The sequence below is a fragment of the Streptomyces sp. NPDC097595 genome, from assembly GCF_044761525.1.
Classification (GTDB): Bacteria; Actinomycetota; Actinomycetes; order Streptomycetales; family Streptomycetaceae; genus Streptomyces; species Streptomyces drozdowiczii_A.
Genome location: NZ_JBIWCN010000009.1, coordinates 101358 through 121625 on the forward strand (window position 1 = coordinate 101358; position 20268 = coordinate 121625).

Annotated in this window: 22 protein-coding genes; 7 read left to right on the forward strand and 15 right to left on the reverse strand. The window is 72.4% G+C overall.

The features are described from left to right. Positions 1-9: 9 nt before the first annotated feature. Positions 10-666: a GntR family transcriptional regulator gene (locus tag ACIQZN_RS16105; protein ID WP_073968359.1), complete on the reverse strand. Its 657-nt coding sequence runs from the start codon at positions 664-666 to the stop codon at positions 10-12. Positions 667-931: 265 nt separating this feature from the next. On the opposite strand from ACIQZN_RS16105, the gene ACIQZN_RS16110 reads away from it, so the two are divergent. After that, positions 932-2152: an MFS transporter gene (locus tag ACIQZN_RS16110; protein ID WP_403993291.1), complete on the forward strand. Its 1221-nt coding sequence runs from the start codon at positions 932-934 to the stop codon at positions 2150-2152. On the opposite strand, the gene ACIQZN_RS16115 is transcribed toward ACIQZN_RS16110, so the two are convergent. Together ACIQZN_RS16115 and ACIQZN_RS16120 are read right to left on the reverse strand one after the other, a co-directional pair. Further along, positions 2138-3319, reverse strand: coding sequence for a hypothetical protein (locus tag ACIQZN_RS16115; protein WP_403993294.1), 1182 nt, complete (start codon positions 3317-3319; stop codon positions 2138-2140). The two genes, ACIQZN_RS16110 and ACIQZN_RS16115, sit on opposite strands and share 15 nt — an antisense overlap. Further along, positions 3316-4260, reverse strand: a complete 945-nt coding sequence (locus ACIQZN_RS16120) for a 5-dehydro-4-deoxyglucarate dehydratase (RefSeq protein ID WP_403993297.1) — start codon at positions 4258-4260, stop codon at positions 3316-3318. Before ACIQZN_RS16120 ends, ACIQZN_RS16115 begins: the two co-directional genes overlap by 4 nt. 197 nt (positions 4261-4457) lie before the next feature. Here ACIQZN_RS16120 and ACIQZN_RS16125 point away from each other — a divergent pair, with 197 nt between their 5' ends. Further along, on the forward strand, positions 4458-5273 hold the full coding sequence (locus tag ACIQZN_RS16125; RefSeq protein ID WP_403993300.1) for an NAD-dependent epimerase/dehydratase family protein: 816 nt from the start codon (positions 4458-4460) through the stop codon (positions 5271-5273). Between the two features lie 98 nt (positions 5274-5371). Then, positions 5372-6559, forward strand: a complete 1188-nt coding sequence (locus ACIQZN_RS16130; RefSeq protein ID WP_403993729.1) for a TerD family protein — start codon at positions 5372-5374, stop codon at positions 6557-6559. A 67-nt stretch (positions 6560-6626) separates the two neighbouring features. Here the strand turns inward: ACIQZN_RS16130 and ACIQZN_RS16135 are convergent, their stop codons facing one another. The 3 genes from ACIQZN_RS16135 to ACIQZN_RS16145 all read right to left on the reverse strand — a co-directional run bounded on the left by ACIQZN_RS16135 (position 6627) and on the right by ACIQZN_RS16145 (position 10060). Continuing rightward, a complete protein-coding gene (locus ACIQZN_RS16135) occupies positions 6627-6857 on the reverse strand; it encodes a CarD family transcriptional regulator (protein WP_073968352.1) in 231 nt (76 codons plus the stop codon). Between the two features lie 46 nt (positions 6858-6903). After that, positions 6904-8391: an alkaline phosphatase PhoX gene (locus tag ACIQZN_RS16140; RefSeq protein ID WP_403993304.1), complete on the reverse strand. Its 1488-nt coding sequence runs from the start codon at positions 8389-8391 to the stop codon at positions 6904-6906. 145 nt (positions 8392-8536) lie between these two features. Next, complete coding sequence (locus ACIQZN_RS16145) at positions 8537-10060, reverse strand: hypothetical protein (RefSeq protein WP_403993307.1); 1524 nt, start codon at positions 10058-10060, stop codon at positions 8537-8539. A 219-nt stretch (positions 10061-10279) separates the two neighbouring features. On the opposite strand from ACIQZN_RS16145, the gene ACIQZN_RS16150 reads away from it, so the two are divergent. Both ACIQZN_RS16150 and dapA read left to right on the forward strand, forming a co-directional pair. After that, positions 10280-10723 (forward strand): GNAT family N-acetyltransferase, encoded by a 444-nt coding sequence (locus ACIQZN_RS16150; protein WP_403993310.1) that lies wholly within the window; start codon positions 10280-10282, stop codon positions 10721-10723. Between the two features lie 124 nt (positions 10724-10847). Further along, positions 10848-11741 (forward strand): 4-hydroxy-tetrahydrodipicolinate synthase, encoded by an 894-nt coding sequence (gene dapA, locus ACIQZN_RS16155; protein WP_403993313.1) that lies wholly within the window; start codon positions 10848-10850, stop codon positions 11739-11741. On the opposite strand, the gene dapD is transcribed toward dapA, so the two are convergent. Together dapD and ACIQZN_RS16165 are read right to left on the reverse strand one after the other, a co-directional pair. Further along, positions 11738-12727: a 2,3,4,5-tetrahydropyridine-2,6-dicarboxylate N-succinyltransferase gene (gene dapD, locus ACIQZN_RS16160; RefSeq protein ID WP_073968347.1), complete on the reverse strand. Its 990-nt coding sequence runs from the start codon at positions 12725-12727 to the stop codon at positions 11738-11740. The two genes, dapA and dapD, sit on opposite strands and share 4 nt — an antisense overlap. 10 nt (positions 12728-12737) lie before the next feature. Continuing rightward, positions 12738-13979, reverse strand: a complete 1242-nt coding sequence (locus ACIQZN_RS16165; RefSeq protein WP_403993317.1) for an MFS transporter — start codon at positions 13977-13979, stop codon at positions 12738-12740. A gap of 127 nt (positions 13980-14106) precedes the next feature. Here ACIQZN_RS16165 and ACIQZN_RS16170 point away from each other — a divergent pair, with 127 nt between their 5' ends. Next, complete coding sequence (locus tag ACIQZN_RS16170) at positions 14107-14979, forward strand: winged helix-turn-helix transcriptional regulator (protein ID WP_403993320.1); 873 nt, start codon at positions 14107-14109, stop codon at positions 14977-14979. A 7-nt stretch (positions 14980-14986) separates the two neighbouring features. On the opposite strand, the gene ACIQZN_RS16175 is transcribed toward ACIQZN_RS16170, so the two are convergent. Both ACIQZN_RS16175 and ACIQZN_RS16180 read right to left on the reverse strand, forming a co-directional pair. Next, positions 14987-15523 carry a TetR/AcrR family transcriptional regulator gene (locus ACIQZN_RS16175; RefSeq protein ID WP_403993323.1) on the reverse strand — a complete coding sequence of 179 codons (537 nt, stop codon included), beginning with the start codon at positions 15521-15523 and terminating at the stop codon, positions 14987-14989. Next, positions 15523-15843: a multidrug efflux SMR transporter gene (locus tag ACIQZN_RS16180; protein ID WP_073968343.1), complete on the reverse strand. Its 321-nt coding sequence runs from the start codon at positions 15841-15843 to the stop codon at positions 15523-15525. The genes ACIQZN_RS16175 and ACIQZN_RS16180 overlap by 1 nt, the downstream gene beginning before the upstream one ends. 77 nt (positions 15844-15920) lie before the next feature. On the opposite strand from ACIQZN_RS16180, the gene ACIQZN_RS16185 reads away from it, so the two are divergent. After that, entirely contained in the window at positions 15921-16985 is a 1065-nt protein-coding gene (locus tag ACIQZN_RS16185; protein WP_403993326.1) for a hypothetical protein, read from the forward strand. Here ACIQZN_RS16185 and ACIQZN_RS16190 read toward each other — a convergent pair. The 5 genes from ACIQZN_RS16190 to sufC form a co-directional block, all read right to left on the reverse strand. Next, entirely contained in the window at positions 16982-17347 is a 366-nt protein-coding gene (locus tag ACIQZN_RS16190) for a VOC family protein (RefSeq protein ID WP_391261357.1), read from the reverse strand. The genes ACIQZN_RS16185 and ACIQZN_RS16190 overlap by 4 nt on opposite strands. 88 nt (positions 17348-17435) lie before the next feature. Further along, positions 17436-17774 (reverse strand): metal-sulfur cluster assembly factor, encoded by a 339-nt coding sequence (locus ACIQZN_RS16195; protein WP_018104628.1) that lies wholly within the window; start codon positions 17772-17774, stop codon positions 17436-17438. After that, a complete protein-coding gene (gene sufU / locus ACIQZN_RS16200; RefSeq protein ID WP_073968341.1) occupies positions 17771-18226 on the reverse strand; it encodes a Fe-S cluster assembly sulfur transfer protein SufU in 456 nt (151 codons plus the stop codon). Before sufU ends, ACIQZN_RS16195 begins: the two co-directional genes overlap by 4 nt. Positions 18227-18247: 21 nt before the next feature. Beyond that, complete coding sequence (locus tag ACIQZN_RS16205) at positions 18248-19504, reverse strand: cysteine desulfurase (RefSeq protein WP_403993331.1); 1257 nt, start codon at positions 19502-19504, stop codon at positions 18248-18250. After that, positions 19501-20265: a Fe-S cluster assembly ATPase SufC gene (sufC, locus tag ACIQZN_RS16210; RefSeq protein ID WP_403993334.1), complete on the reverse strand. Its 765-nt coding sequence runs from the start codon at positions 20263-20265 to the stop codon at positions 19501-19503. The genes ACIQZN_RS16205 and sufC overlap by 4 nt, the downstream gene beginning before the upstream one ends. Between the last annotated feature and the right edge of the window lie 3 nt (positions 20266-20268).

The window sequence follows — 20268 nt, forward strand, 5'->3', positions numbered from 1 at the left end:
TGTTCCGGTTCACGCCGTGCCGCCCCCGTCCTCGTCGTCGGGGAAGGCGCGGCGGACGAACGACGCGATGTGGTCGTGCAGGGCCCCGGCCGCCGCGTCCGCGTCGTCGGCGAGCGCGAGCCGCAGGATCTCCCGGTGCTCGGCCGCCTCCCGCTCCCAGGACGGGATCGCCGACCAGGCGACCGTGGAGACCAGCGCCGCCTGGTCGCGGACCTCGTCCAGCATCCGGGCGAGCAGCGGGTTGCCGCAGGGCAGGTAGAGCGCCCGGTGGAAGTCCCGGTTGGCGAGCGACCTGTCCGCCTTGTCGCCCGCCGAGTCCGCCCGCTCCAGGGCCTCCTGCGCCGCGTCGAGCGACGCCTTGCGGGTGATCGAGCGGCGCAGCGCCTCCGGTTCGAGCAGCAGCCGTACGTCGTAGACCTCGCGGGCCATGGCCGCGTCGACCAGCCGGACGGTGGCGCCCTTGTACTGGCTCATGACGACGAGTCCGGTGCCGGCGAGGGTCTTCAGCGCCTCGCGGACGGGGGTCTTGGAGACCCCGAACTGCGCGGCGAGCTCGGTCTCCACGAGCGCCTGCCCCGGCCTCAGTTGTGCCGTGAGGATCGCGTGCTTGATCGCCTCCAGCACGTACTGGGTGCGGGACGGAATCGGGGTGGGCGCAAAGGTCATGGGTGAAGGGCTCTCACATCTCGCGTATCGCGTCTCATATATGACGTACGGAGTACGACGCGATGAAGCTAGGGCCGCCGCGAATGTTTCGTCAACGCTTCTGACGAAAGAACTTCGCCGGACCGGGACATGTGCCGTACACGGATTCCGGTTCCCCGCAGGGGAGTTCCAGGGGGTAGGGCATCTGCCCGATGCCGCGCCCGGGCCTCAGCCGCCAGCCTGACCGCAGGACGAACGCGCAGGTCGGAAAGGTGCGGTGGGTGTGATGGCGGTGGGTCGGGTGCTGCGGAACCGGACGGCGGGGGTGTTCCTCGCGGCGGTCGTGGTCTCAGGATTCGGCAGTTCGGCGATGCGGCTGGCGGCCGGGATCTGGGTCAAGTCGCTGACGGGCTCGGACGCGCTGGCGGCGCTCGCGCTGTTCGCGGTCTGGCTGCCGGTCCTGTTCGGCCCGCTGCTCGGCGCGGTGGCGGACCGCCTGCCGCGCAAGCCGCTGCTCGTGGGCACGAACGTCGTCCTGGCGGCCATGATGGCCATGCTCGCGGCGGTGGGCGCGGAGGGCCGTGTCCGGCTGCTGTTCGCGGTGTTCGTGCTGTACGGGTGCCTCTCGGTGCTGATGGACTCGGCGGAGTCGGCCGTGGTGGCGGGAGCGGTCCCGGCCGAGCTGCTGGGCGACTTCAACGGCCTGCGGATGATGGCGAACGAGAGCATGAAACTGGTCGCCCCGCTGACCGGCGCCGGGCTCTACGCCCGCTTCGGGGGCGACGCGGTGGCGCTCCTGGACGCGGTCTGCTTCGCCCTGGCGGCCGGTCTCTACGCGCTGCTGCGGATACGGCGGACGGCCCGGGCCGCACCGATGGGACCGGGCGGCTGGTCGGCCGGACTGCGGCAGCTGTGGGGGTCGCCGGTGCTGCGCCCCCTGGTCCTCGCCGCCTCGGCCACGATGCTGTGCGCCGGGCTCAACGGGGCGACGCTGTACGCCGTCGTGGACGACGTCCTCGGCCACTCCCCCGCGTACGCGGGTGTGCTGTCGGTCGCCCAGGGGCTCGGGTCCGTCGCGGTCGGGCTGTGCGCGGGCGCGCTGATGCGCCGGCTGCCGGAGCGGGTGTTCGCGGCGGCCGGGATCGCGGTGTTCGGGGTCGCGGTGGCGCTGCGGGCCGTACCGTCCGACGCGACGGCGCTCGCCGCGTGCGCGCTGATCGGGGTGGGCCTGCCGTGCGTGCTGATCGTCGCGCTGACGGCGGTGCAGCGGGAGACCCCGGACGCGGTCCTGGGCCGGACGGCCGCGACCGCCGACACGCTGATCATGTCGCCGAACGCGGTGGCGCTGGGGATCGGCGCGGGGCTGGTGGCGCGGGTGGACGTCCAGGTGCTGCTGCCGCTGGTGGGCGCGGGGGCGGTCCTGACGGCGGGGCTGCTGTTGGCGGTGGGCCGCCGGGAGCGGGTGGCTCCCGGCGGCCCGGCGGTCTCGGCCTCAGCCGAGGCGTGAGAGCGCCCCCGCGACCGTTGCCAGGTCCGGGTCCGACGCCAGGCCCGCGTGGTACAGGCGGAGTTGGTTCGCGCCGAGCGAGGCGGCGTGCGCGGCGTCCCGTTCCAGCGTGTCCGGGCTGCCGCCCATGCCGCGCACCACGGTGAGGTTGGCGGCGACGACCGCGTCGCCCGCCCGCCCGGCGAACGGCCCGAGCACCGCATCCCGCGCCGCGTCCGCCCCGGTGCACGGCAGCACCACGCCGTCCGCCACGGACAGGATGTGCCCGGGGTCGACGCCCGCGTTGGCCCCGCAGCGGTACGGGGCGGGGTCGGCGTGCAGCAGCACCTGGAACCCGGGCGCGGCCGCGGCCCGCACCGCGCCGGTCACCGCTTCCTGGAGGCTCCGGGCCACCTCGGTGCGCCACCGCAGCGTCGCCTCCGCGAGGTCGGCGCCGAGCAGCTTTCCCACGGCTGCCCAGCCCGCGTCCGGCGATCCGGACCCGGACCAGACCGGTGCCAGCGCGTGGCGCACGGCCGCGCGCAGCTCCTCGGGATCGAGGCCCTGTCCCGCGTAACCGGCCCGGCAGACCGCGCAGAAGCAGAGCGACATCAGGTACTGCGCCGCGTCGCCGAGCCCGACACCCGCCACCTTGTCGTGGGCGTGGAGGTGGGCGAAGCCGTACCAGCCGCACGACTCCAGCTCGGTGCCCCGCGCCCCGCCGCGCACCGCCGCCTCCGCCGCCAGGTCCACCAGGTAGGCGCGGACCTCGGGGCGTGCGATGCAGGGCGCCCACGGATAGCGGTCCCCGTAGGCGTTGACCACCGAGGTGTCCGGATGCTCGGCGCCCAGGCGGGAGCTGTGCGCGAGGACCACCCAGCTGTGCACGTCGAGCCCGGCGCCGGCCAGCGCGTCGGCGGCCTCGGCGAAGGGGTCGTCGGACGCGCTCCACGTCTGCCGGTACGGGCGCAGCGCCCGGCCCGCCCAGCGGCCCTCGTCCGGTGGGTACTGGACCGCCGCGTACTCGGCCGTGACGATGCGGTGGCCGGGGTGGCGGGGGGTCAGCGCCCGGGTCGAGTGGTAGGCGGCGGCGAGCGTCACCTGCTGGACGCCGAGGTCCGCGATGCGGGCGGGGGCGTCCGGGTCGCCGACGACGTCCCAGGGGTAGAGGAAGGCGGACGTCCTCATCCGCGCCCCTCCAGCAGGGCGCGGCCGGCGGCGATGATCTCCGTCAGCTCCTTGATGTGGGCGGCGGGCGGTTCGGTGAGCGGGCTGCGCACCGGACCGACGTCCAGGCCGTGCATCCGTACGCCTGCCTTGACCAGCGAGACGGCGTAACCCCGGCCTTGGGCCCGGAGTTCGACGAGCGGCCGGTAGAAGGAGTCGAGCAGCGCGTTGACCAGGGCGTCGTCGCCGGAGTCCAGGGCGCGGTAGAAGGCGAGCGCGATGTCCGGGGCGAAGGCGAAGACGGCCGAGGAGTAGAGCGTGACGCCGATGCCCCGGTAGGCGAGGCCGGTGAGTTCGGCGGTGGGCAGCCCGTTGAAGTAGAGGAAGTCCCGCCCGGGCAGCCCGGTGCGCACCGCGCTCACGATGCGCTGCATGAGGTCCAGGTCCCCGTAGCCGTCCTTCAGGCCGATGATCCCGGGGGTCTGTGCCAGGGCGAGCACGGTCTCCGGGGTGAAGACGGCGTTGTCGCGCTGGTAGACGATGGTCTCCAGGCCGGTCGCCCCGGCCAGCGCCGTGTAGTGGGCCAGCAGGCCTTCCTGGTCCGCGTGGACCAGGTACGGGGGCATGGCGAGCAGCCCGTCCGCACCGGCATCCTCGGCGAGCCGGGCGAACTGGACGGCCAGCGCCGTGCCGTACCCGGCGCCCGCGACGACCGGCACCTGCCCGGCGGTCTCCTCCACCGCGGCGGCGACGACGCTCCGGAACTCCTCCGGGGTCAGGGCGTGGAACTCCCCGGTGCCGCAGCACGCGAAGACGGCCGCCGCGCCCGCGTCGATGCCCTGGCGGACGTGCGTCCGGAAGACGTCCAGGTCGACGGCGCCGGTCGCGTCGTACGCGGTGACGGGGAAGAAGAGCGGCCCGGCAACGGCGGTGAGCCGGGCGGCAAGCGGGTCTGAGCTCACGGGCGCCTCCTGAGGCGTGCGCATCTCTGATTAGTGTCCATATTTATGAACGATGCCTAAGCTAGGCCCGGCGGGGCTCCGGGGTCAAGGCGACGACGCCCCGGTCCGGGCCCACCCTCCACCGGTTCCCTTGACGCCCACAGACCCCCCGCATACCTTGTCCACGCATGTGAACCTGATCCAAGAGGAGACCCCGCATGCCCGCCGAAAAGCCCCGCACCGTCCTGCTCACCGGCGCCGCCGGCGGCCTCGGCACGCTGATGCGCGAGCTGCTGCCCGCCCACGGCTACACGCTGCGCCTGTTCGACATGGTGCCGATCGAGGGCGAGCCGGACGCGGTCACCGCCGACCTCGGCGACCGGGAGGCGCTGCGCGCGGCCGTGACCGGGGTCGACGCGATCATCCACCTCGCGGGCATCTCCCTGGAAGCCTCCTTCGACAAGATCCTCAGGGCGAACATCGAGGGCACGTACAACCTGTACGAGGCCGCGCGGGAGGCCGGCGTCCGGCGCGTCGTGTTCGCCTCGTCCAACCACGCGGTGGGCTTCACCCCGCGCCCGCTCCCCGGCGATCCGCTGATCCCGGTGGAGACCCCGCGCCGCCCCGACACCTTCTACGGCCTCTCCAAGTCGTTCGGCGAGGACCTCGCCCAGCTGTACTGGGACCTGCACGGCGTCGAGACGGTCTCCGTCCGCATCGGCTCCTGCTTCCCGGAGCCGACGTCCGTACGGATGCTCTCGGTGTGGATGAGCCCGGCGGACGGGGCCCGGCTCTTCGACGCCGCGCTCACCGCCAGGAGCGTCGGGCACACCGTCGTGTACGGGTCCTCGGACAACACCCGGCTGTGGTGGGACCTCACCTCGGCCCGCGCGCTCGGCTACGAGCCGCAGGACGACTCGGAGCCGTACGCCGCGAAGCTCGTCGCGGAACACGGCGAACTGGACCCGGCCAACCCGGACCACGCCCACCTCGGCGGCCACTTCTGCACCAACCCGCCGGTCTGGCCGCACTGAGCGGGGCCCGGAACGGGGCGTTCCACCGTACGGGCGAAGCTGCCGAAAGGTAAGGGAACGGCAAAGCCGGGTCGTTCGTTCATCCGGACATGACCGCTATGACACCCGGCTCGAACCTCCCGCTCACCGCCCTCCGCGTGGCGGTGGACGTCGCCGCGCCCGTGCGGCTCGACGTCTCGGGCCTGCTGCTCACCGCCGACGGCAAGGTGCGCTCCGACGACGACTTCATCTTCTACAACCAGCCCACCGGCTCCGGCGTGAGCTACCGCTCAGGCGGCGGGAGCGCGCCGGACGCCGTCGTCGTGGACACCGCGTCGGTGCCCGCCGCCATCGAGAAGATCGTCGTCACGGCGAGCCCGGACGAGGCCGGCCGGACCTTCCAGGGCGTCGAGCCGACCGCCACCGTGCGCAACGCGGACGACGGCGCCGTGATCGCGTCCTTCACCCCGCCCCGGCTGGGCGCCGAGACCGCGCTCGTGATCATGGAGGTCTACCGGCGCGGCGGCGCCTGGAAGGTCCGCGCGGTCGGCCAGGGCTATGCGAACGGCCTGGCCGGCATCGCCACGGACTTCGGCGTCACGGTCGAGGAGCCCGCCGCCCCCGCCGCCCCGGCGGTCACCACCCCCGCACCCCCGCCGCCGGTCGCCGCCCCGGCACCGGTCGCCGCCCCCGCTCCCCCGACCGCCCCCGCGGCGCCGCCCGCGCCCGGCCGGATCAACCTGGACAAGGGCCGGGTCAGCCTCCGGAAGAACGAGACGGTCTCGCTGGTCAAGGCGGGGCGCCCGCTGCTCTCCCGGGTCAAGATGGGCCTCGGCTGGGAGCCGGCCTTCCGGGGCAAGGACATCGACCTGGACGCCTCGGTCATCGCGTACGGGCCCCAGCGCAACCACCTGGACAGCTGCTACTTCGGCAAGCTGTCCATCCTGAACGGCGCGATCAAGCACTCCGGGGACAACCTCACCGGTGAGGGCGCGGGGGACGACGAGGTGATCGTCGTCGACCTGGGGCAGATCCCCGCCGAGGCGACCGGTCTGGTGTTCACGGTCAACTCGTTCACGGGTCAGAAGTTCACCGAGGTCGCCAAGGCGTACTGCCGACTGGTGGACGCCGCCACCGACGAGGAGCTGGTCCGCTTCGATCTGACCGGGGCCGAGCCGCAGACCGGCGTGATCATGGCCAAGCTGATCAAACAGTTCTCCGGCGAGTGGGAGATGACCGCGGTGGGCGACTTCGTGAAGTCGCGGACCGTCCGGGGCATGGTCAAACCGGCCGCCCAGGCGCTGTAGGCCCTACAGGGCCCCGGGCATGACTGAGGGGCCGTCCGCGCGGCTGGCGGACGGCCCCTGTGCGGCCTCAGAGCTTGGTGAGCTTGGAGTACGGGCTCATGATGCGGCCCTGGCGGCCCGCGAAGTCGATGAGCACCGCGTCGTTGTCGCCCTCGACGGCGAGGACGCGCCCGAGACCGAACTGGTCGTGCGAGACCCGGTCACCCACGTCGAACAACTCGACCGGTGGGGTCGCCTGGGCCGGGCGGTTGAAGGGACTGGACGGCAGGTGGCGGCGGGAGCCGGCTGACTGTTTCATTAAGTCGAGTATGCGCCCCCGAAGGGCCCGACGCCATGCCCCGCTGTTAACGGTTGGGCTGCCGCTTCCACGGACCGGTGATCGCGACCATGATCCCCGGGGTCTGGATGTTGGCGAACAGGGTCCGCCCGTCCGGCGAGAACGTGACCCCGGTGAACTCGCTGTACTCCGGCTCCTCGGCGCTGCCGATGTTCAGTTCGTTGCGCGCGATCGGGTACGTGCGGCCGCTCTCGGTGGCCCCGAAGAGGTGCTGGACACCCTCGCCGTCCTCGGCGATGACCAGGCCGCCGTACGGCGAGACGGTGATGTTGTCCGGTCCGTCGAACGCGCCGTCCTTCGACGGGTCCGGGTTGACGCCGAGGAGGACCTTCAGGGTCAGCGTGCGGCGCTTCGGGTCGTAGAACCAGACCTGGCCGTCGTGCTGGACGGGGCTCTCGTCACGGGCGAAGGAGGACACGATGTACGCGCCGCCATCGGCCCACCACATGCCCTCCAGCTTGCGGGCGCGGGTGACCGTGCCGTCCGCGAACTGCTTGCGCACCGAGACGGACTTGGCGTCGCGGTCCGGCACGTCCACCCAGTCCACGCCGTACACGGTGCCGGTCTTCGTGGCCCGCGAGAGGTCGTCCACGAACTTGCCCGACTTGTCGAAGCACTTGAACGCCTGGAGCACGCCCGCGTCGTCGGCGAGGGTGCGCAGCTTGCCCCGGCCGTGCCGGAAGCCGTGCGGCGGCACCCAGCGGTAGAGCAGGCCGTTGGGGCCCGCAGCGTCCTCGGTGAGGTAGGCGTGGCCCTGCTTGGGGTCGATGACGACCGCCTCGTGCGCGTACCGGCCGAACGCCTTGATCGGGCGCGGCGAGCGGTTGGCGCGCCGGTCGTACGGGTCGACCTCGAAGACGTAGCCGTGGTCCTTCAGGAGACCGTTCTTGCCGGCCTTGTCCTCGGTCTCCTCGCAGGTGAGCCAGGTGCTCCACGGGGTGGCGCCGCCCGCGCAGTTGGTGGAGGTGCCGGCGATGCCGACCCACTCGGCGGTGCGGCCGTCGCGGCGGGTCTCCACGACGGTGCAGCCGCCGGCCGCGACCGGGTCGTAGACCAGGCCGTCGGTGAGGGGGACGGGGTGCTCCCAGCCCTCCCGGGTGCCGGCCAGCTCGTGGTTGTTGACCAGGAGGGTCACCCCGCGCGGGCCCTCGAAGGCGGCCGTGCCGTCGTGGTTGGACGGCGTGTACTCGCCGCTGTCCAGCCTGGTGACGCCGCAGTGCGTGATGATCCGGTACGAGAATCCGGCGGGCAGCGCGAGTATGCCCTTCGGGTCGGAGCGCAGCGGGCCGTACCCGGGACCGTGGTCATGGCCGTGGTCGTGGCCGTGACCGTCGTGCCCGTGTCCGTGGCCGTGGTCGTCGTGGCCGTGACCGTGGGAGTCCCCGGCGGCGAGGGCGCCGGGCGCGGTGGCCAGCGCGGCGACGGTTCCGGTGAGGGCGATGCCCGCGCCGGTGAGGGCGGACTGTCTGCTGAATTCCCTGCGCGTGAAGGCCATCACGTACTCCTGGTGCTGCGGGGGCGTGCTGTTGACGGCCCTCACCGTTCCGCCCGTTCCCCAACACCAGTTGAACCGGCGACGACTTCGGGGCGACCCGTTCGGTGAACTTCGGCCGCCCCTCACACCGTCGCGGTACGCCCGCTCAGTCGGCCGATCCGGCGCGCGAGCGCGCCTTGAACGCGGCCTTGCGGGCGTCCTTGGCCTGCTTCTTGTCGCTGTGCAGCCGCCCCATCGCCTCCAGGACGTCCGCCGTCGCCGGGTGGTCGACGCGCCACGCCTCCTCGAAGAAGCCGCTGTGCTGGCCGGACAGGCCCTCGACCAGGCCCTGGAGCTCTTCGAGGTCGCCGGCGGCCTCCAGCTGGGCCGCGATCGTGTCGATGGCGAGCCAGAAGATCATCTCTTCCGAGGGCGCCGGGACGCCCTCCGCGCCGCGCTCGGCGAGCCAGACCCGGGCCAGGCCGCCGAGTTCCGGATCGCCCAGGACCGCGCGCACGGCGGGCTCCGCCTCGGCGCCGACCAGGGCGAGCGCCTGCTGGCAGTGCAGCCGGCGCAGCGGACCCAGCTCGTCGGTGCCCCGTGCCGCGTCCAGGAGTTCGGCGGCGGCGCCGTCCTGACCCCGGCGGGTGAGCCACAGCTGGATCTCGGCGCGCGCGGCGGCCTCCGGGTAATGGGCGACGCCGCCGAGGAGCGCGTCGGCGCCCTTGTCCGCGAGGTCACCGATCGCCGGGGCGTCCACCCCGGCGTCCAGCATGCGGGCGCGGATGCCGTAGAGGCCGAGCGGGGTCAGCCGGACCATGCCGTAGCGGGTGACGTCCTCCTCGTCGCCCGGGGACAGGGCGTCCTCGCCCTCCTCGACGAGCAGCGCCTCGTCCACCGGCTGGTACTCGACGATGCCGATCGGTTCGAGGACCCGGAACTGGTCGTCCAGCCGCATCATCGCGTCCGAGACCTGCTCCAGCACGTCGTCGGTGGGCTCGCCCATGTCGTCGGGGACGATCATCGAGGCGGCGAGCGCGGGCAGCGGCACGGGCGCCCCGTCCGCCCCTTCGCCGACGGTGAGCAGGTAGAGGTTGCCGAGGACCCCGTCCAGGAACTCCGTCTCGGTCTCCGGGTCCCAGTCGAGCGCGTCGAAGTCGACCGAGCCGTCCTCGCCGATGAGGTCCGCGAAGTCGTCGAAGGCGGGCGCGGTGGCGTCGGCGTACGCGGCCTCCAGGCCGTCGAGCCAGATCGCGAGGACGTCCGCCGGTGAACCGCCGGTCAGCAGCGCCAGGTTCTCGCCGGGCGTGACGGTCCCGGCCGGCTCCTCGTCGCCGGCCCCGGGCTCGTCGTCCTCGCCGAAGCCGTCCTCCCCGCCGAAGCCGTCGTCCGGGTCGCCCGTCTCGTCGGCGGGGTCCTCGATGTCGACGAGACCGGTGTCCACGGCGAGCCGCCACGCCTCGCTGGCCTCGGCCGCGCCGTCCTCGTCCGGGGTGAGGCCGAGGAGTTCGGCGGCGGCGGGCAGCTGCGCGTCGACCAGTTCGCCACCGGCGCCGACCCTGGTGTCCGGGCCGGCCCAGCGGGCGAGCCGGGCGGCACGGGCGAGCAGCGGCGCGGCCAGCGCGTCCCGTGCCAGCTCGGCCTCGGTGTGCAGCCGGACCGGCGGCAGGGTCGGGCGCTCTGCGGACATCAGGGGGTCTCCTCGGAACGTACGGGGGTGTCGGTCGCCGGGCCGGATACGGGCCGGGGCTCAGAACGTGTCCCGCGCCGCCCGGCGTGGGGCCGCGTTTCCGGAACACGCCCCAAGCCTAGACGCATTTCGCCGTGCGCCGACCGGAATGCGGGCAGGGACCCACGTGCCCGGGACCGCCCCGCTCCATGCCGGGGTGCCCGTGCCAGAATCCGGGGCGTGCATCTGCGTATCGCCACCCGCTCCGACCTGCCCGCCGTGCTCGCGCTGCTCGCCGACGAGGACGCGGTGACCGACCCCGCCTCGATCGTCGTGGGCGAGGCGTACGAGAAGGCGTTCGCCGACATCACGGCCGACGCGCGCAACGAGATCCTGGTGCTGGAGGCGGACGGGGCGGTGGTGGGCTGTCTTCAGGCCACGTACATCCCCGGGCTCGGCAAGGGCGGCGCCGAGCGGGCGCTGATCGAGGCGGTGCGGGTCAGGGCGGACCGCCGGGGCGGCGGCCTCGGACGACGGCTGATGGAGCTCGCGGTCGAGCGGGCCCGGCTGCGCGGCTGCGCGCTGGTGCAGCTCACCAGCAACCGGAGCCGGACGGACGCGCACCGCTTCTACACCTCGCTGGGGTTCACCGCGAGCCACGAGGGTTTCAAGCTCTTCCTCTGAGCGCACCCTGAGCCCTCGGGACGCCCGGAAGTCCCGACCCCGGGCGATGCTTGAGCGTTGCTTCACCTTCACCCGCAGCAGATCTAAGTGGACCTTCACGGTCCGGCGGGCCGAGACTGCCGATATGACGCCTTCCGCTTCCGCCCGCCCGCGCCCCTTCGGCCGCGCCCTCTGTGCCATGATCACGCCGTTCACCGCCGACGGCGCCCTCGACCGGGAGGCCGCGGCCGCGCACGCCGCGGCGCTGGTCGCGGGCGGCTGCGACGGGCTGGTGCTGAGCGGCACGACCGGTGAGTCCCCGACCACCTCCGATGCCGAGAAGGCGGAGCTGGTGCGCGCGGTGCGCGAGGCGGTCGGCCCGGGCGTGCCGCTGGTGGCGGGCGTCGGCACCGCGGACACCCGGCACACGATCGAGCTGGCGCACCAGGCGGAACGGGCGGGCGCGGACGGGCTCCTGGTGGTGACCCCGTACTACAGCAGGCCCCCGCAGGCGGCCGTGGAGGCGCACTTCCGGCGGATCGCGGACGCGGTGGGCCTGCCGGTGATGCTGTACGACATCCCCGGTCGCACCGGCACCCGCATCGAGCCGGAGACGATGCTCGGGCTCGCGGAGCACCCGCGCATCGTGGCCGTGAAGGACTGCTCGCAGGACCTGCTGACGGCGACCCGGGTGATCGCGGCCGGCGGCCTCGCGTACTACTCGGGCTGCGAGGAGCTGAATCTGCCGTTGTACGCGGTGGGCGGCGCCGGGTACGTGAGCACGGTCGCCAATGTGGTGCCGGGCCGGATGCGGGCGGTGCTGGACGCGTTCGACGCCGGGGACACCGCCGGGGCCGCCCGGCTCAACGCGCGGCTCGCCCCGCTGACCGCGCTGATGATGGCGTCCGGGCTGCCGGGCACGGTGACCGCGAAGGCGCTGCTGGCGGCGGGCCCGGTGCGCGAACCGCTGCAGCCCGCCGGGCGCGAGGCGTCCGACGGGCTGCGTGCGGCGTACGAGGAACTCCTCGTCCCTGCTTAGTCGTTGCTGTGCAGGACGTCGTTGAGGCCGTCCCAGACCGCGTTGTTCGGGCGGGCCTCGACGGCTCCGGTGACCGAGTTGCGGCGGAAGAGGATGTTCGAGGCGCCGGAGAGCTCGCGGGCCTTGACCACCTGGCCGTCCGGCATGGTGACCCGGGTGCCGGCGGTGACGTACAGACCGGCCTCGACGACGCACTCGTCGCCGAGCGCGATGCCGACCCCGGCCTCCGCGCCGACCAGGCAGCGCTCGCCGATCACGATGCGCTCCTTGCCGCCGCCGGAGAGCGTGCCCATCGTGGAGGCGCCGCCGCCGATGTCCGAGCCGTCACCGATGACGACGCCGGCGGAGATGCGGCCCTCGACCATGGACGTGCCGAGCGTGCCGGCGTTGAAGTTGACGAAGCCCTCGTGCATCACGGTCGTGCCGGAGGCGAGGTGCGCGCCGAGCCGCACCCGGTCGGCGTCGGCGATCCGCACGCCCTTGGGCGCCACGTAGTCCGTCATGCGCGGGAACTTGTCCACGGAGGTGACCTGGAGGTGCAGGCCCTCGGCGCGGGCGTTGAGCCGCACCTTCTCCAGGTCGTCCACGGCGACCGGGCCGAGCGAGGTCCAGGCGACGTTGGCGAGGTGGCCGAAGATGCCGTCCAGGTTCTGCCCGTGCGGCTGGACCAGGCGGTGCGAGAGCAGGTGCAGACGCAGGTAGACGTCGTGCGCGTCGAGCGGCTTGTCGTCCAGCGAGCCGATGACCGTGCGCACGGCGACGACCTCGACCCCGCGGCGGGCGTCCACGCCGATGGCCTTGGCGGCGCCCTCGCCGAGCAGGTTCACGGCCTGGTCCGGGCCGAGCCGCTCGGTTCCGGCAGGGCCGGGCTCGGCGGTGAGCTCGGGGGCGGGGAACCAGGTGTCGAGGACGGAACCGTCGCCGGCGATGGTGGCGAGGCCGGCGGCGACGGCGCCGGTGGTACGGGTGGAAGTCGTGTCGGTCATGACCAGAAACCTAACCGGACCGGGGCCGCGCGGGCGAACCGGTCTCAGCGTCCGGGCGACGCGCCACCGGGACCGGCGCGGGAGACGCGGGCAGCCGCCGGGCCGCGAGCACCGCGCACCCCGCCAGGCAGGCCAGGACCGCGCAGGCCGGCCAGAGCAGCCCGGGCGCGGCGGCGTACAGGGCGCCGCCCAGGGCCGGGGCCAGGACCTGGCCGCTGATCGAGGCGCCCGCGTACAGGCTCTGGAAGCGGCCCTGCGCGTGGGCGGGCGCCTGATCGGCGACGTAGGCCGTGGCGGGGGTTTTGTAGAGGATCTCGCCGAGGGTGAGGGAGACCATCATCAGGACGGCGTATCCGGCCCCGGCGCCCGGGATCAGCAGCGCGTACCCGGCCGCGACCAGCAGCAGTCCGGCGCCGATGATGCCCAGCGGGGCGCGGGCGCGCAGGGCGTGGGCGGCGGGCAGTTCCAGGCAGAGGATCACCCCGCCGTTCACGGCGATGAGCCAGCCGTAGAACGCGGTGCCGTGGCCGTGGTCCGCGAGGAAGACGGGCAGGGTGGAGTACTGCTGGCGGTAGACGACGTCCACGCAGACGATCGCGGCGAGCAGGACCGGCACGGCGGGCCTGGTCAGCAGTTCGCGCCACAGCCCCGGCGCGCCGGGCGGCGGGGGCGCGGGGCGGGAGTGCGCGGTGCCCCGGGCCGGGAGGATGCGGGCCGCGTAGCAGGCGAAGAGCAGGGTGCCCAGGCCGTCGATGAGGAAGAGCCAGTCGTACGAGAAGCGGGCGGCGATCAGCGCTCCGGCGGGCGGTCCGATCGTGAAGCCGCCGTTGGAGGCGAAGCGGGTCAGGGCGAAGCTCTGGCGCCGGCCGCCCTCCGGGACCGAGACGGCCACCAGCGCGGAGTTCGCGGCGCGCACGACGCCGCTCGCGTACTGGGCGAGCGGCAGCGCGGCGTACAGCGCGGCGAGCGGCAGCAGCGGCAGGGCGACGAGCACCGCACCGCTCACGCAGGAGCCGAGGAGCAGCATCCGGCGGTGTCCGTAGTGGTCGCCGAACCAGCCCCCGGTGAAGTTCCCCGCGACCAGACCGATGCCGCCGATGCCGGTGAGCAGCCCGGCCTGGGCGACGGAGAGCCCGCGCGGGCCCGTCAGATAGACGAAGAGGTAGACGAAGGTGAAGCTCACCACCGCGTTGAAGAACGCCCCGACGGCCAGCAGCCGCACCGTGTGCGGCACCCCTCTCAGCATCCCCATCCGAACACCCCTCCCGAACGGAACCCGAGCGAGTTCCTTTTGGGAACTGACTATGGCAGCATGGATTCCGCAGGTCAACGCGGCCCGATGGAGTTGAATGGCAGCCCCGGACCACCGAGGAGGCCCCATGCCCCAGCGCATCAGCCAGGCCGACGCCGACTGCGCCATCGCGCAGGCGCTCGACGTGGTCGGCGACTGGTGGACCCTGCTGATCGTGCGGGACACCGCGCGCGGCGTGCACCGGTTCGACGCCCTCCAGCGCGAACTGGGCGTCTCCCGCAAGGTCCTGACCGAACGGCTGCGGCTCCTGGTCGACGCGGGGGTGCTCTCCCGCGAGCCGTACCAGGAGCGGCCGGTGCGGTACGCGTACCGACTGACCCCGCGCGGCCGCGCCCTGCTGCCGGTACTGATCGCGCTCCAGGACTGGGGCGACGCCTGGGTGATGGGAGACGGGGAGACGATGGCGACCACGGAGGAGTCCTCACGGGAGGCCGCACGCGTGCACGCGCTGCGCGGGACGCGCGTGCCGGAGCTGACCCTGCCCGGGGCGGACGGCGACCGCCGGGACCCGGTGGCAGACACCCCGTACACCGTCCTGTACCTCTTCCCCGGCGCCTACGCCCGCCAGGAGTCCTATCCCCCGGGCTGGTCCGGCATCCCCGGCGCCCGCGGCTGCACGCTCGAATCGTGCACCTACCGCGACCGGCTGGCCGACTTCACGGCGGCGGGCGCGAGCGTGCGCGGCGTCTCCACGCAACGCCCCGACGAACAGGCGGCCTTCGCCGAGGCGGAGCAGCTGCGCTTCCCGCTCCTGTCCGACGCCGACCTGGAACTGACCGCCGCCCTGCGCCTGCCGACGTTCCGCGCCGGCGGAATCGTCCGCGCCAAACGGCTGACCCTGGTGGTGGACCGGGACCGCACGGTCCGCGAGGTGCTGTACCCGGTCACCGACATCGAGGCCGGCGTGCGGGCGGCCCTGGCGGCGGTGTCGCGGTCCTGACGGGTCTTCAGCCCGCGACCCGGCCCAGCATCTCGCGGGCGTACGCCTCGTCGTACGCGCCGCCCGTGAGCAGCACCTGGATGCAGATGCCGTCCATCAGGGCGACCAGGGCGCGCGCGGTGGCCGGGTCGGTGCGCGGGCGGAGCAGGGCGGTCACGCCGTCGGTCCACTCGGCGGCGACCGGGCGCAGCGCGGGCCTGCGCACGGCGGCGAGATACAGCTCGTACTCCAGCTCGGCCCGGCCGCGCCCGCCCGCGAAGAACTCCCCGAGCAGCCGGGCGAGTTCGGCGGCGAGTTCGGCCCCCGGGTCGGCGAGGGCGGGGCTCGCGCGCAGGACGGCGGCGAAGTTCTCGTTGGTCCGGCGCAGGGCGGCGATCAGCAGTTCGTCGAGCGAGGCGAAGTGGTACGTGGTCGAGCCCAGCGGCACATCGGCCTCGGCGGCGACGGAGCGGTGGCTCAGCCCGGCGATCCCCCGTTCGCCGACCACCCGGATCGCCGCGTCGATGATCCGGTCGCGCCGCTCGGGGTCGTACCGCCGTGCCATCAGTGCGCCCCGCCCAGGTTGAGCACCACCACACCGGCGATGACCAGCAGGACGCCGAGCGCCTTGAGCGGACTCGCGGACTCCCCGAGAAAGAACATCCCGATGAGCGCCACGGCCGCGGTGCCGACGCCCGCCCAGATCGCGTAGGCGGTGCCGACGGACAGGGTCTTGAGGGTCTGCGCCAGCAGGGAGAAGGCCAGCAGATAGCCGGCGACGGTGATCAGGGAGGGCCAGAGCCGGGTGAATCCCTCGCTGTATTTCATGGCGGTCGTCCCCGCCACCTCCGCCGCGATGGCCGCGGCGAGCAGTCCGTATCCCATGTGTACAAGTGTACGCAACGCCTTGCCGCTACCGTGGTCCGTTCAGTACGTGATCGAACAGACGGGCGGGAGCAGCGGTGGCGCAGGACGCAGGGTGGGGCGGCTGGGGTGGCGGTGGCTGGGCGCCGCCGAAGCCGGGGGTCATACCCCTGGGGCCGTTGAAGCTCGGGGACATATTCAACGGCGCCTTCTCGACGCTGGGCCGCTACTGGAAACAGCTCCTCGCGGTGGGCGCGACGCTGTACGGCGGGGCGCTGGTCGTGCTGGGCGCGGCGGTCGCCGTCGCCTACGGGGCGGTCTCGGACCATCTGGACCGGCTGTTCGACCTGGACGAGGGCGAGAGCGCCGCCTCGGGGGACGTGGTCCCGGTGGTCGTCGCGTTCGGCGTGGTCGTGCTGCTCGGCATGCTCGCGATGGTGGTCGCCTCGGCCGTGGTCTACGCGGCGGTGCCGGCGGTCCTCCAGGACGCGGTGCTGGGCCGGCCGACGACGTTCTCCGCGGTCTGGCGGCGGGCCTGGGCGCGGACGCCCGCGGTGATCGGCACGCTTCTGCTGACCGGGCTGATCACCATGGTGCCGATGGTGCTGGCGGTGGGCGCGCTCACCGCGGGCATCATCGCCGCGGTCGCCACGGACGGCGGCGGGAGCGCGGTGACGCTGATCGTCGTGGGCGCGGTCTGCTTCCTCGCCTTCGTCCCGCTGGTCCTCTGGATCTGGGTGCGGTTCTCGCTCGCCCCCGCGACGGCCGTCTTCGAGAACCAGGGCCCCGTGGCCTCGCTCCGCCGCTCGGCCCTGCTGGTGCGCGGCGACTGGTGGCGGATCTTCGGCATGATGCTCCTCTCGGGCATCATCGCCTCCGCGGTGAGCTACATCATCCAGCTGCCGTTCAACTTCCTCGGCATGTTCACCGGCGCACTGGGCTCCACCGCCGTGGACGAGAACACGCACCCGGCCGCGATCATCACCGCCCTGGGCGGCTACGTGGTCCTCGCGGTGCTCGGCCAGCTCGTGGGCCAGCTGGTCGTCGCCGTGTTCCCGCCGCTGATCACGGGACTGCTGTACGTGGACCGGCGCATCCGCACCGAGAACCTGGCCCCGGTCCTCGCCGAGGCCGCCTCCGTACCACCGCCGTACGCGCCCTAGTCGGTCAGCGTCTTCTTCGGGCGCAGTACGCAGAACTCGTTGCCCTCGGGGTCGGCCAGCACCACCCACGTCACGTCCGACGGCTGGCCGACCTCGATGCGCCGGGCGCCGAGCCCGGTCAGCCGCTCGACCTCGGCGGCCTGGTCGTCCGGCGAGAGGTCGATGTGCAGCCGGTTCTTGACCGCCTTGTCCTCGGGCACGGGCAGGAAGCAGATACCGGGCAGCGCGGTCTCGTCGGCCCCGATGACGATCTCGTCCTCGTCCTCGTAGAGCACCCGCCAGTCCAGGGCGGCACACCAGAAGCGCGCCTGGGCAGGCAGATCGTGGGCGTCGACGGCGAGCTGATAGAAGCGAAGGGCCATGGGCGACAGTCTGCCCGGCGGCCCGTGCGTCCACAACGCCGAAACGGCCCCGGCGGGAAGCCGGGGCCGTTTCGGGTGGTACGCGGACTCAGACGTTGAAGCCCAGCGCGCGCAGCTGCTCGCGGCCGTCGTCCGTGATCTTGTCGGGGCCCCACGGCGGCATCCAGACCCAGTTGATCCGGAGCTCGTTGACGATGCCGTCCGTCGCGGACTTCGCCTGGTCCTCGATGACATCGGTCAGTGGACAGGCCGCGGACGTCAGGGTCATGTCGAGGGTGGCGATGTTGGCGTCGTCGATGTGGATGCCGTAGATCAGCCCCAGGTTGACGACGTCGATGCCCAGCTCGGGGTCGACCACGTCGTACAGCGCTTCGCGGACCTCCTCCTCGGAGGCCGGCTTGGTCGTCACGGTCTCGTTGTCGCTCATGCGGTCTTCCCTTCGGACAGCGCCTGCGCCGTCGCGTCCTTCCACGCCATCCAGCTCAGCAGCGCGCATTTCACCCGGGCCGGGTACTTGGAGACACCGGCGAACGCGACCGCGTCCTCCAGCACCTCTTCCATCGCGTCGTCGGGCTCCAGCTGCCCCTTCGACTGCATCAGTTCCAGGAACGCGGCCTGGATCTTCTGCGCCTCTCCCAGCTCCTTGCCGACCAGCAGCTCGTTCAGCACGGAGGCGCTGGCCTGGCTGATGGAGCAGCCCTGGCCCTCGTAACTCACGTCGGCGATGGTCTCGCCGTCGTACCGCACCCGCAGCGTGATCTCGTCACCACACGTCGGATTGACGTGGTGCACCTCGGCGTCGCCGTCCCGCAGACCGCGCCCGTGGGGGTGCTTGTAGTGGTCCAGGATCACTTCCTGGTACATGGAATCCAGCTTCACGAGTTCAATCCCCAGCCGCGTCTAGGCGAAAAAATTCCGGACGTGTTCCAGGCCGTCCACCAGGGCGTCGACCTCGGCGGGCGTGGAGTACAGATAGAACGACGCTCGCGTCGTCGCAGGAATTCCGTACCGCAGGCAGACCGGGCGGGCGCAGTGGTGGCCGACCCGGACCGCGATGCCCTGTTCGTCCAGCACCTGCCCCACGTCGTGCGGATGGATGTCGCCGAGCGTGAAGGAGATCGTCGCGCCGCGGTCCTCCGCGGTGGCCGGGCCGATGATCCGCAGGTCCGGCACCTCCAGGAGCCGCTTCACCGCGTATGCGGTGATGGCCTGCTCATGGCGGTGGATGTTCTCCATGCCGATCGAGGAGAGGTAGTCCACGGCCGCGCCGAGGCCGACGGCCTGGGCGATCGGGGGCGTACCGGCCTCGAACTTGTGCGGCGCGGGGGCGTAGGTCGAGGAGTGCATCGACACGGTCTCGATCATCTCGCCGCCGCCCAGGAACGGCGGCAGGTCCTCCAGGAGCTCCTGCCGTCCCCAGAGCACGCCGATGCCGGTCGGGCCGACCATCTTGTGACCGGTGAAGGCCACGAAGTCGGCCTGGAGCGCCTGCACGTCGAGCACCATGTGCGGGGCCGCCTGGGAGGCGTCGACGCAGACGAGCGCACCGACCTCCTGGGCGCGGCGGACGATCTGCTCGACCGGGTTGTGCGTGCCCATGATGTTCGAGACCAGCGTGAAGGAGACGATCTTCGTCTTCTCGGTGATGATCTCGTCGATGTTGGACAGGTCGAGCCGGCCGTCGTCGGTGATGCCGAACCACTTCAGCTTCGCGCCCGTGCGCTGCGAGAGCAGCTGCCAGGGAACGATGTTGGAGTGGTGCTCCATCTCCGTGGTGACGATCTCGGTCTCGTGGTCGACCCGGTAGGGCTCGTCGGCCCAGCCGAGCATGTTGGCCACCAGGTTCAGCGACTCGGAGGCGTTCTTCGTGAAGATGACCTCGTTGCGGCTGGGCGCGTTGATGAAGGCGGCGACCTTGTCACGGGCGCCCTCGTACAGCGCCGTGGCCTCCTCCGCGATCGTGTACACGCCCCGGTGCACATTGGCGTTGTGGCGCTCGTAGTACTCGTTGAGGGCGTCGAGGACCTGGCGCGGCTTCTGCGAGGTCGCCGCGCTGTCCAGGTACACGATCTTCTTGCCGTCGTGGACCGTGCGGTCCAGGAGGGGGAAGTCCTTGCGGATCGCCTCGGTGTCGAGGAGGCCCGGCAGATATGTCACGCGGCAGCGCCACCCTTCACGTAGGCCTCGTAGCCCTCGTTCTCCAGCTTGTCGGCGAGCTCGGCGCCGCCGGACTCGGCGATCCGGCCGTTGGCGAACACGTGCACGAAGTCGGGCTTGATGTACCGGAGGATCCGGGTGTAGTGCGTGATCAGCAGGGTGCCGACCTCGCCGCTCTCGCGGACCCGGTTGACGCCCTCGGAGACGATGCGCAGGGCGTCGACGTCCAGACCGGAGTCGGTCTCGTCCAGGATGGCGACCTTCGGCTTGAGGAGCTCCAGCTGAAGGATCTCGTGGCGCTTCTTCTCACCGCCGGAGAAGCCCTCGTTGACGTTGCGCTCGGCGAAGGCCGGGTCCATCTGGAGGCCGGACATCGTCTCCTTGACCTCCTTCACCCAGGTACGCAGCTTGGGGGCCTCGCCGCGGATGGCGGTGGCGGAGGTACGCAGGAAGTTGGAGACCGAGACACCGGGGATCTCGACCGGGTACTGCATGGCGAGGAACAGGCCGGCGCGGGCCCGCTCGTCCACGGACATCTCCAGGACGTCCTCGCCGTCCAGGGTCACCGTGCCGCTGGTGATCGTGTACTTGGGGTGGCCTGCGAGGGAGTACGCGAGGGTGGACTTGCCGGACCCGTTGGGGCCCATGATGGCGTGGGTCTCGCCCTGCTTCACGGTCAGGTCGACGCCCTTGAGGATCTCCTTCGTGGCGTTGTCGGCCTCGACGGAAACGTGCAGGTCGCGGATTTCAAGCGTTGCCATGGG

Bases quoted from the DNA above. Each gene is read 5' to 3' on its own strand.
- ACIQZN_RS16105 (WP_073968359.1), bottom strand. From the start codon at position 666: ATGACCTTTGCGCCCACCCCGATTCCGTCCCGCACCCAGTACGTGCTG.
- ACIQZN_RS16110 (WP_403993291.1), top strand. From the start codon at position 932: ATGGCGGTGGGTCGGGTGCTGCGGAACCGGACGGCGGGGGTGTTCCTC.
- ACIQZN_RS16115 (WP_403993294.1), bottom strand. From the start codon at position 3,319: ATGAGGACGTCCGCCTTCCTCTACCCCTGGGACGTCGTCGGCGACCCG.
- ACIQZN_RS16125 (WP_403993300.1), top strand. From the start codon at position 4,458: ATGCCCGCCGAAAAGCCCCGCACCGTCCTGCTCACCGGCGCCGCCGGC.
- ACIQZN_RS16130 (WP_403993729.1), top strand. From the start codon at position 5,372: ATGACACCCGGCTCGAACCTCCCGCTCACCGCCCTCCGCGTGGCGGTG.
- ACIQZN_RS16135 (WP_073968352.1), bottom strand. From the start codon at position 6,857: ATGAAACAGTCAGCCGGCTCCCGCCGCCACCTGCCGTCCAGTCCCTTC.
- ACIQZN_RS16140 (WP_403993304.1), bottom strand. From the start codon at position 8,391: ATGGCCTTCACGCGCAGGGAATTCAGCAGACAGTCCGCCCTCACCGGC.
- ACIQZN_RS16145 (WP_403993307.1), bottom strand. From the start codon at position 10,060: ATGTCCGCAGAGCGCCCGACCCTGCCGCCGGTCCGGCTGCACACCGAG.
- dapA (WP_403993313.1), top strand. From the start codon at position 10,848: ATGACGCCTTCCGCTTCCGCCCGCCCGCGCCCCTTCGGCCGCGCCCTC.
- dapD (WP_073968347.1), bottom strand. From the start codon at position 12,727: ATGACCGACACGACTTCCACCCGTACCACCGGCGCCGTCGCCGCCGGC.
- ACIQZN_RS16165 (WP_403993317.1), bottom strand. From the start codon at position 13,979: ATGGGGATGCTGAGAGGGGTGCCGCACACGGTGCGGCTGCTGGCCGTC.
- ACIQZN_RS16170 (WP_403993320.1), top strand. From the start codon at position 14,107: ATGCCCCAGCGCATCAGCCAGGCCGACGCCGACTGCGCCATCGCGCAG.
- ACIQZN_RS16175 (WP_403993323.1), bottom strand. From the start codon at position 15,523: ATGGCACGGCGGTACGACCCCGAGCGGCGCGACCGGATCATCGACGCG.
- ACIQZN_RS16180 (WP_073968343.1), bottom strand. From the start codon at position 15,843: ATGGGATACGGACTGCTCGCCGCGGCCATCGCGGCGGAGGTGGCGGGG.
- ACIQZN_RS16190 (WP_391261357.1), bottom strand. From the start codon at position 17,347: ATGGCCCTTCGCTTCTATCAGCTCGCCGTCGACGCCCACGATCTGCCT.
- ACIQZN_RS16195 (WP_018104628.1), bottom strand. From the start codon at position 17,774: ATGAGCGACAACGAGACCGTGACGACCAAGCCGGCCTCCGAGGAGGAG.
- sufC (WP_403993334.1), bottom strand. From the start codon at position 20,265: ATGGCAACGCTTGAAATCCGCGACCTGCACGTTTCCGTCGAGGCCGAC.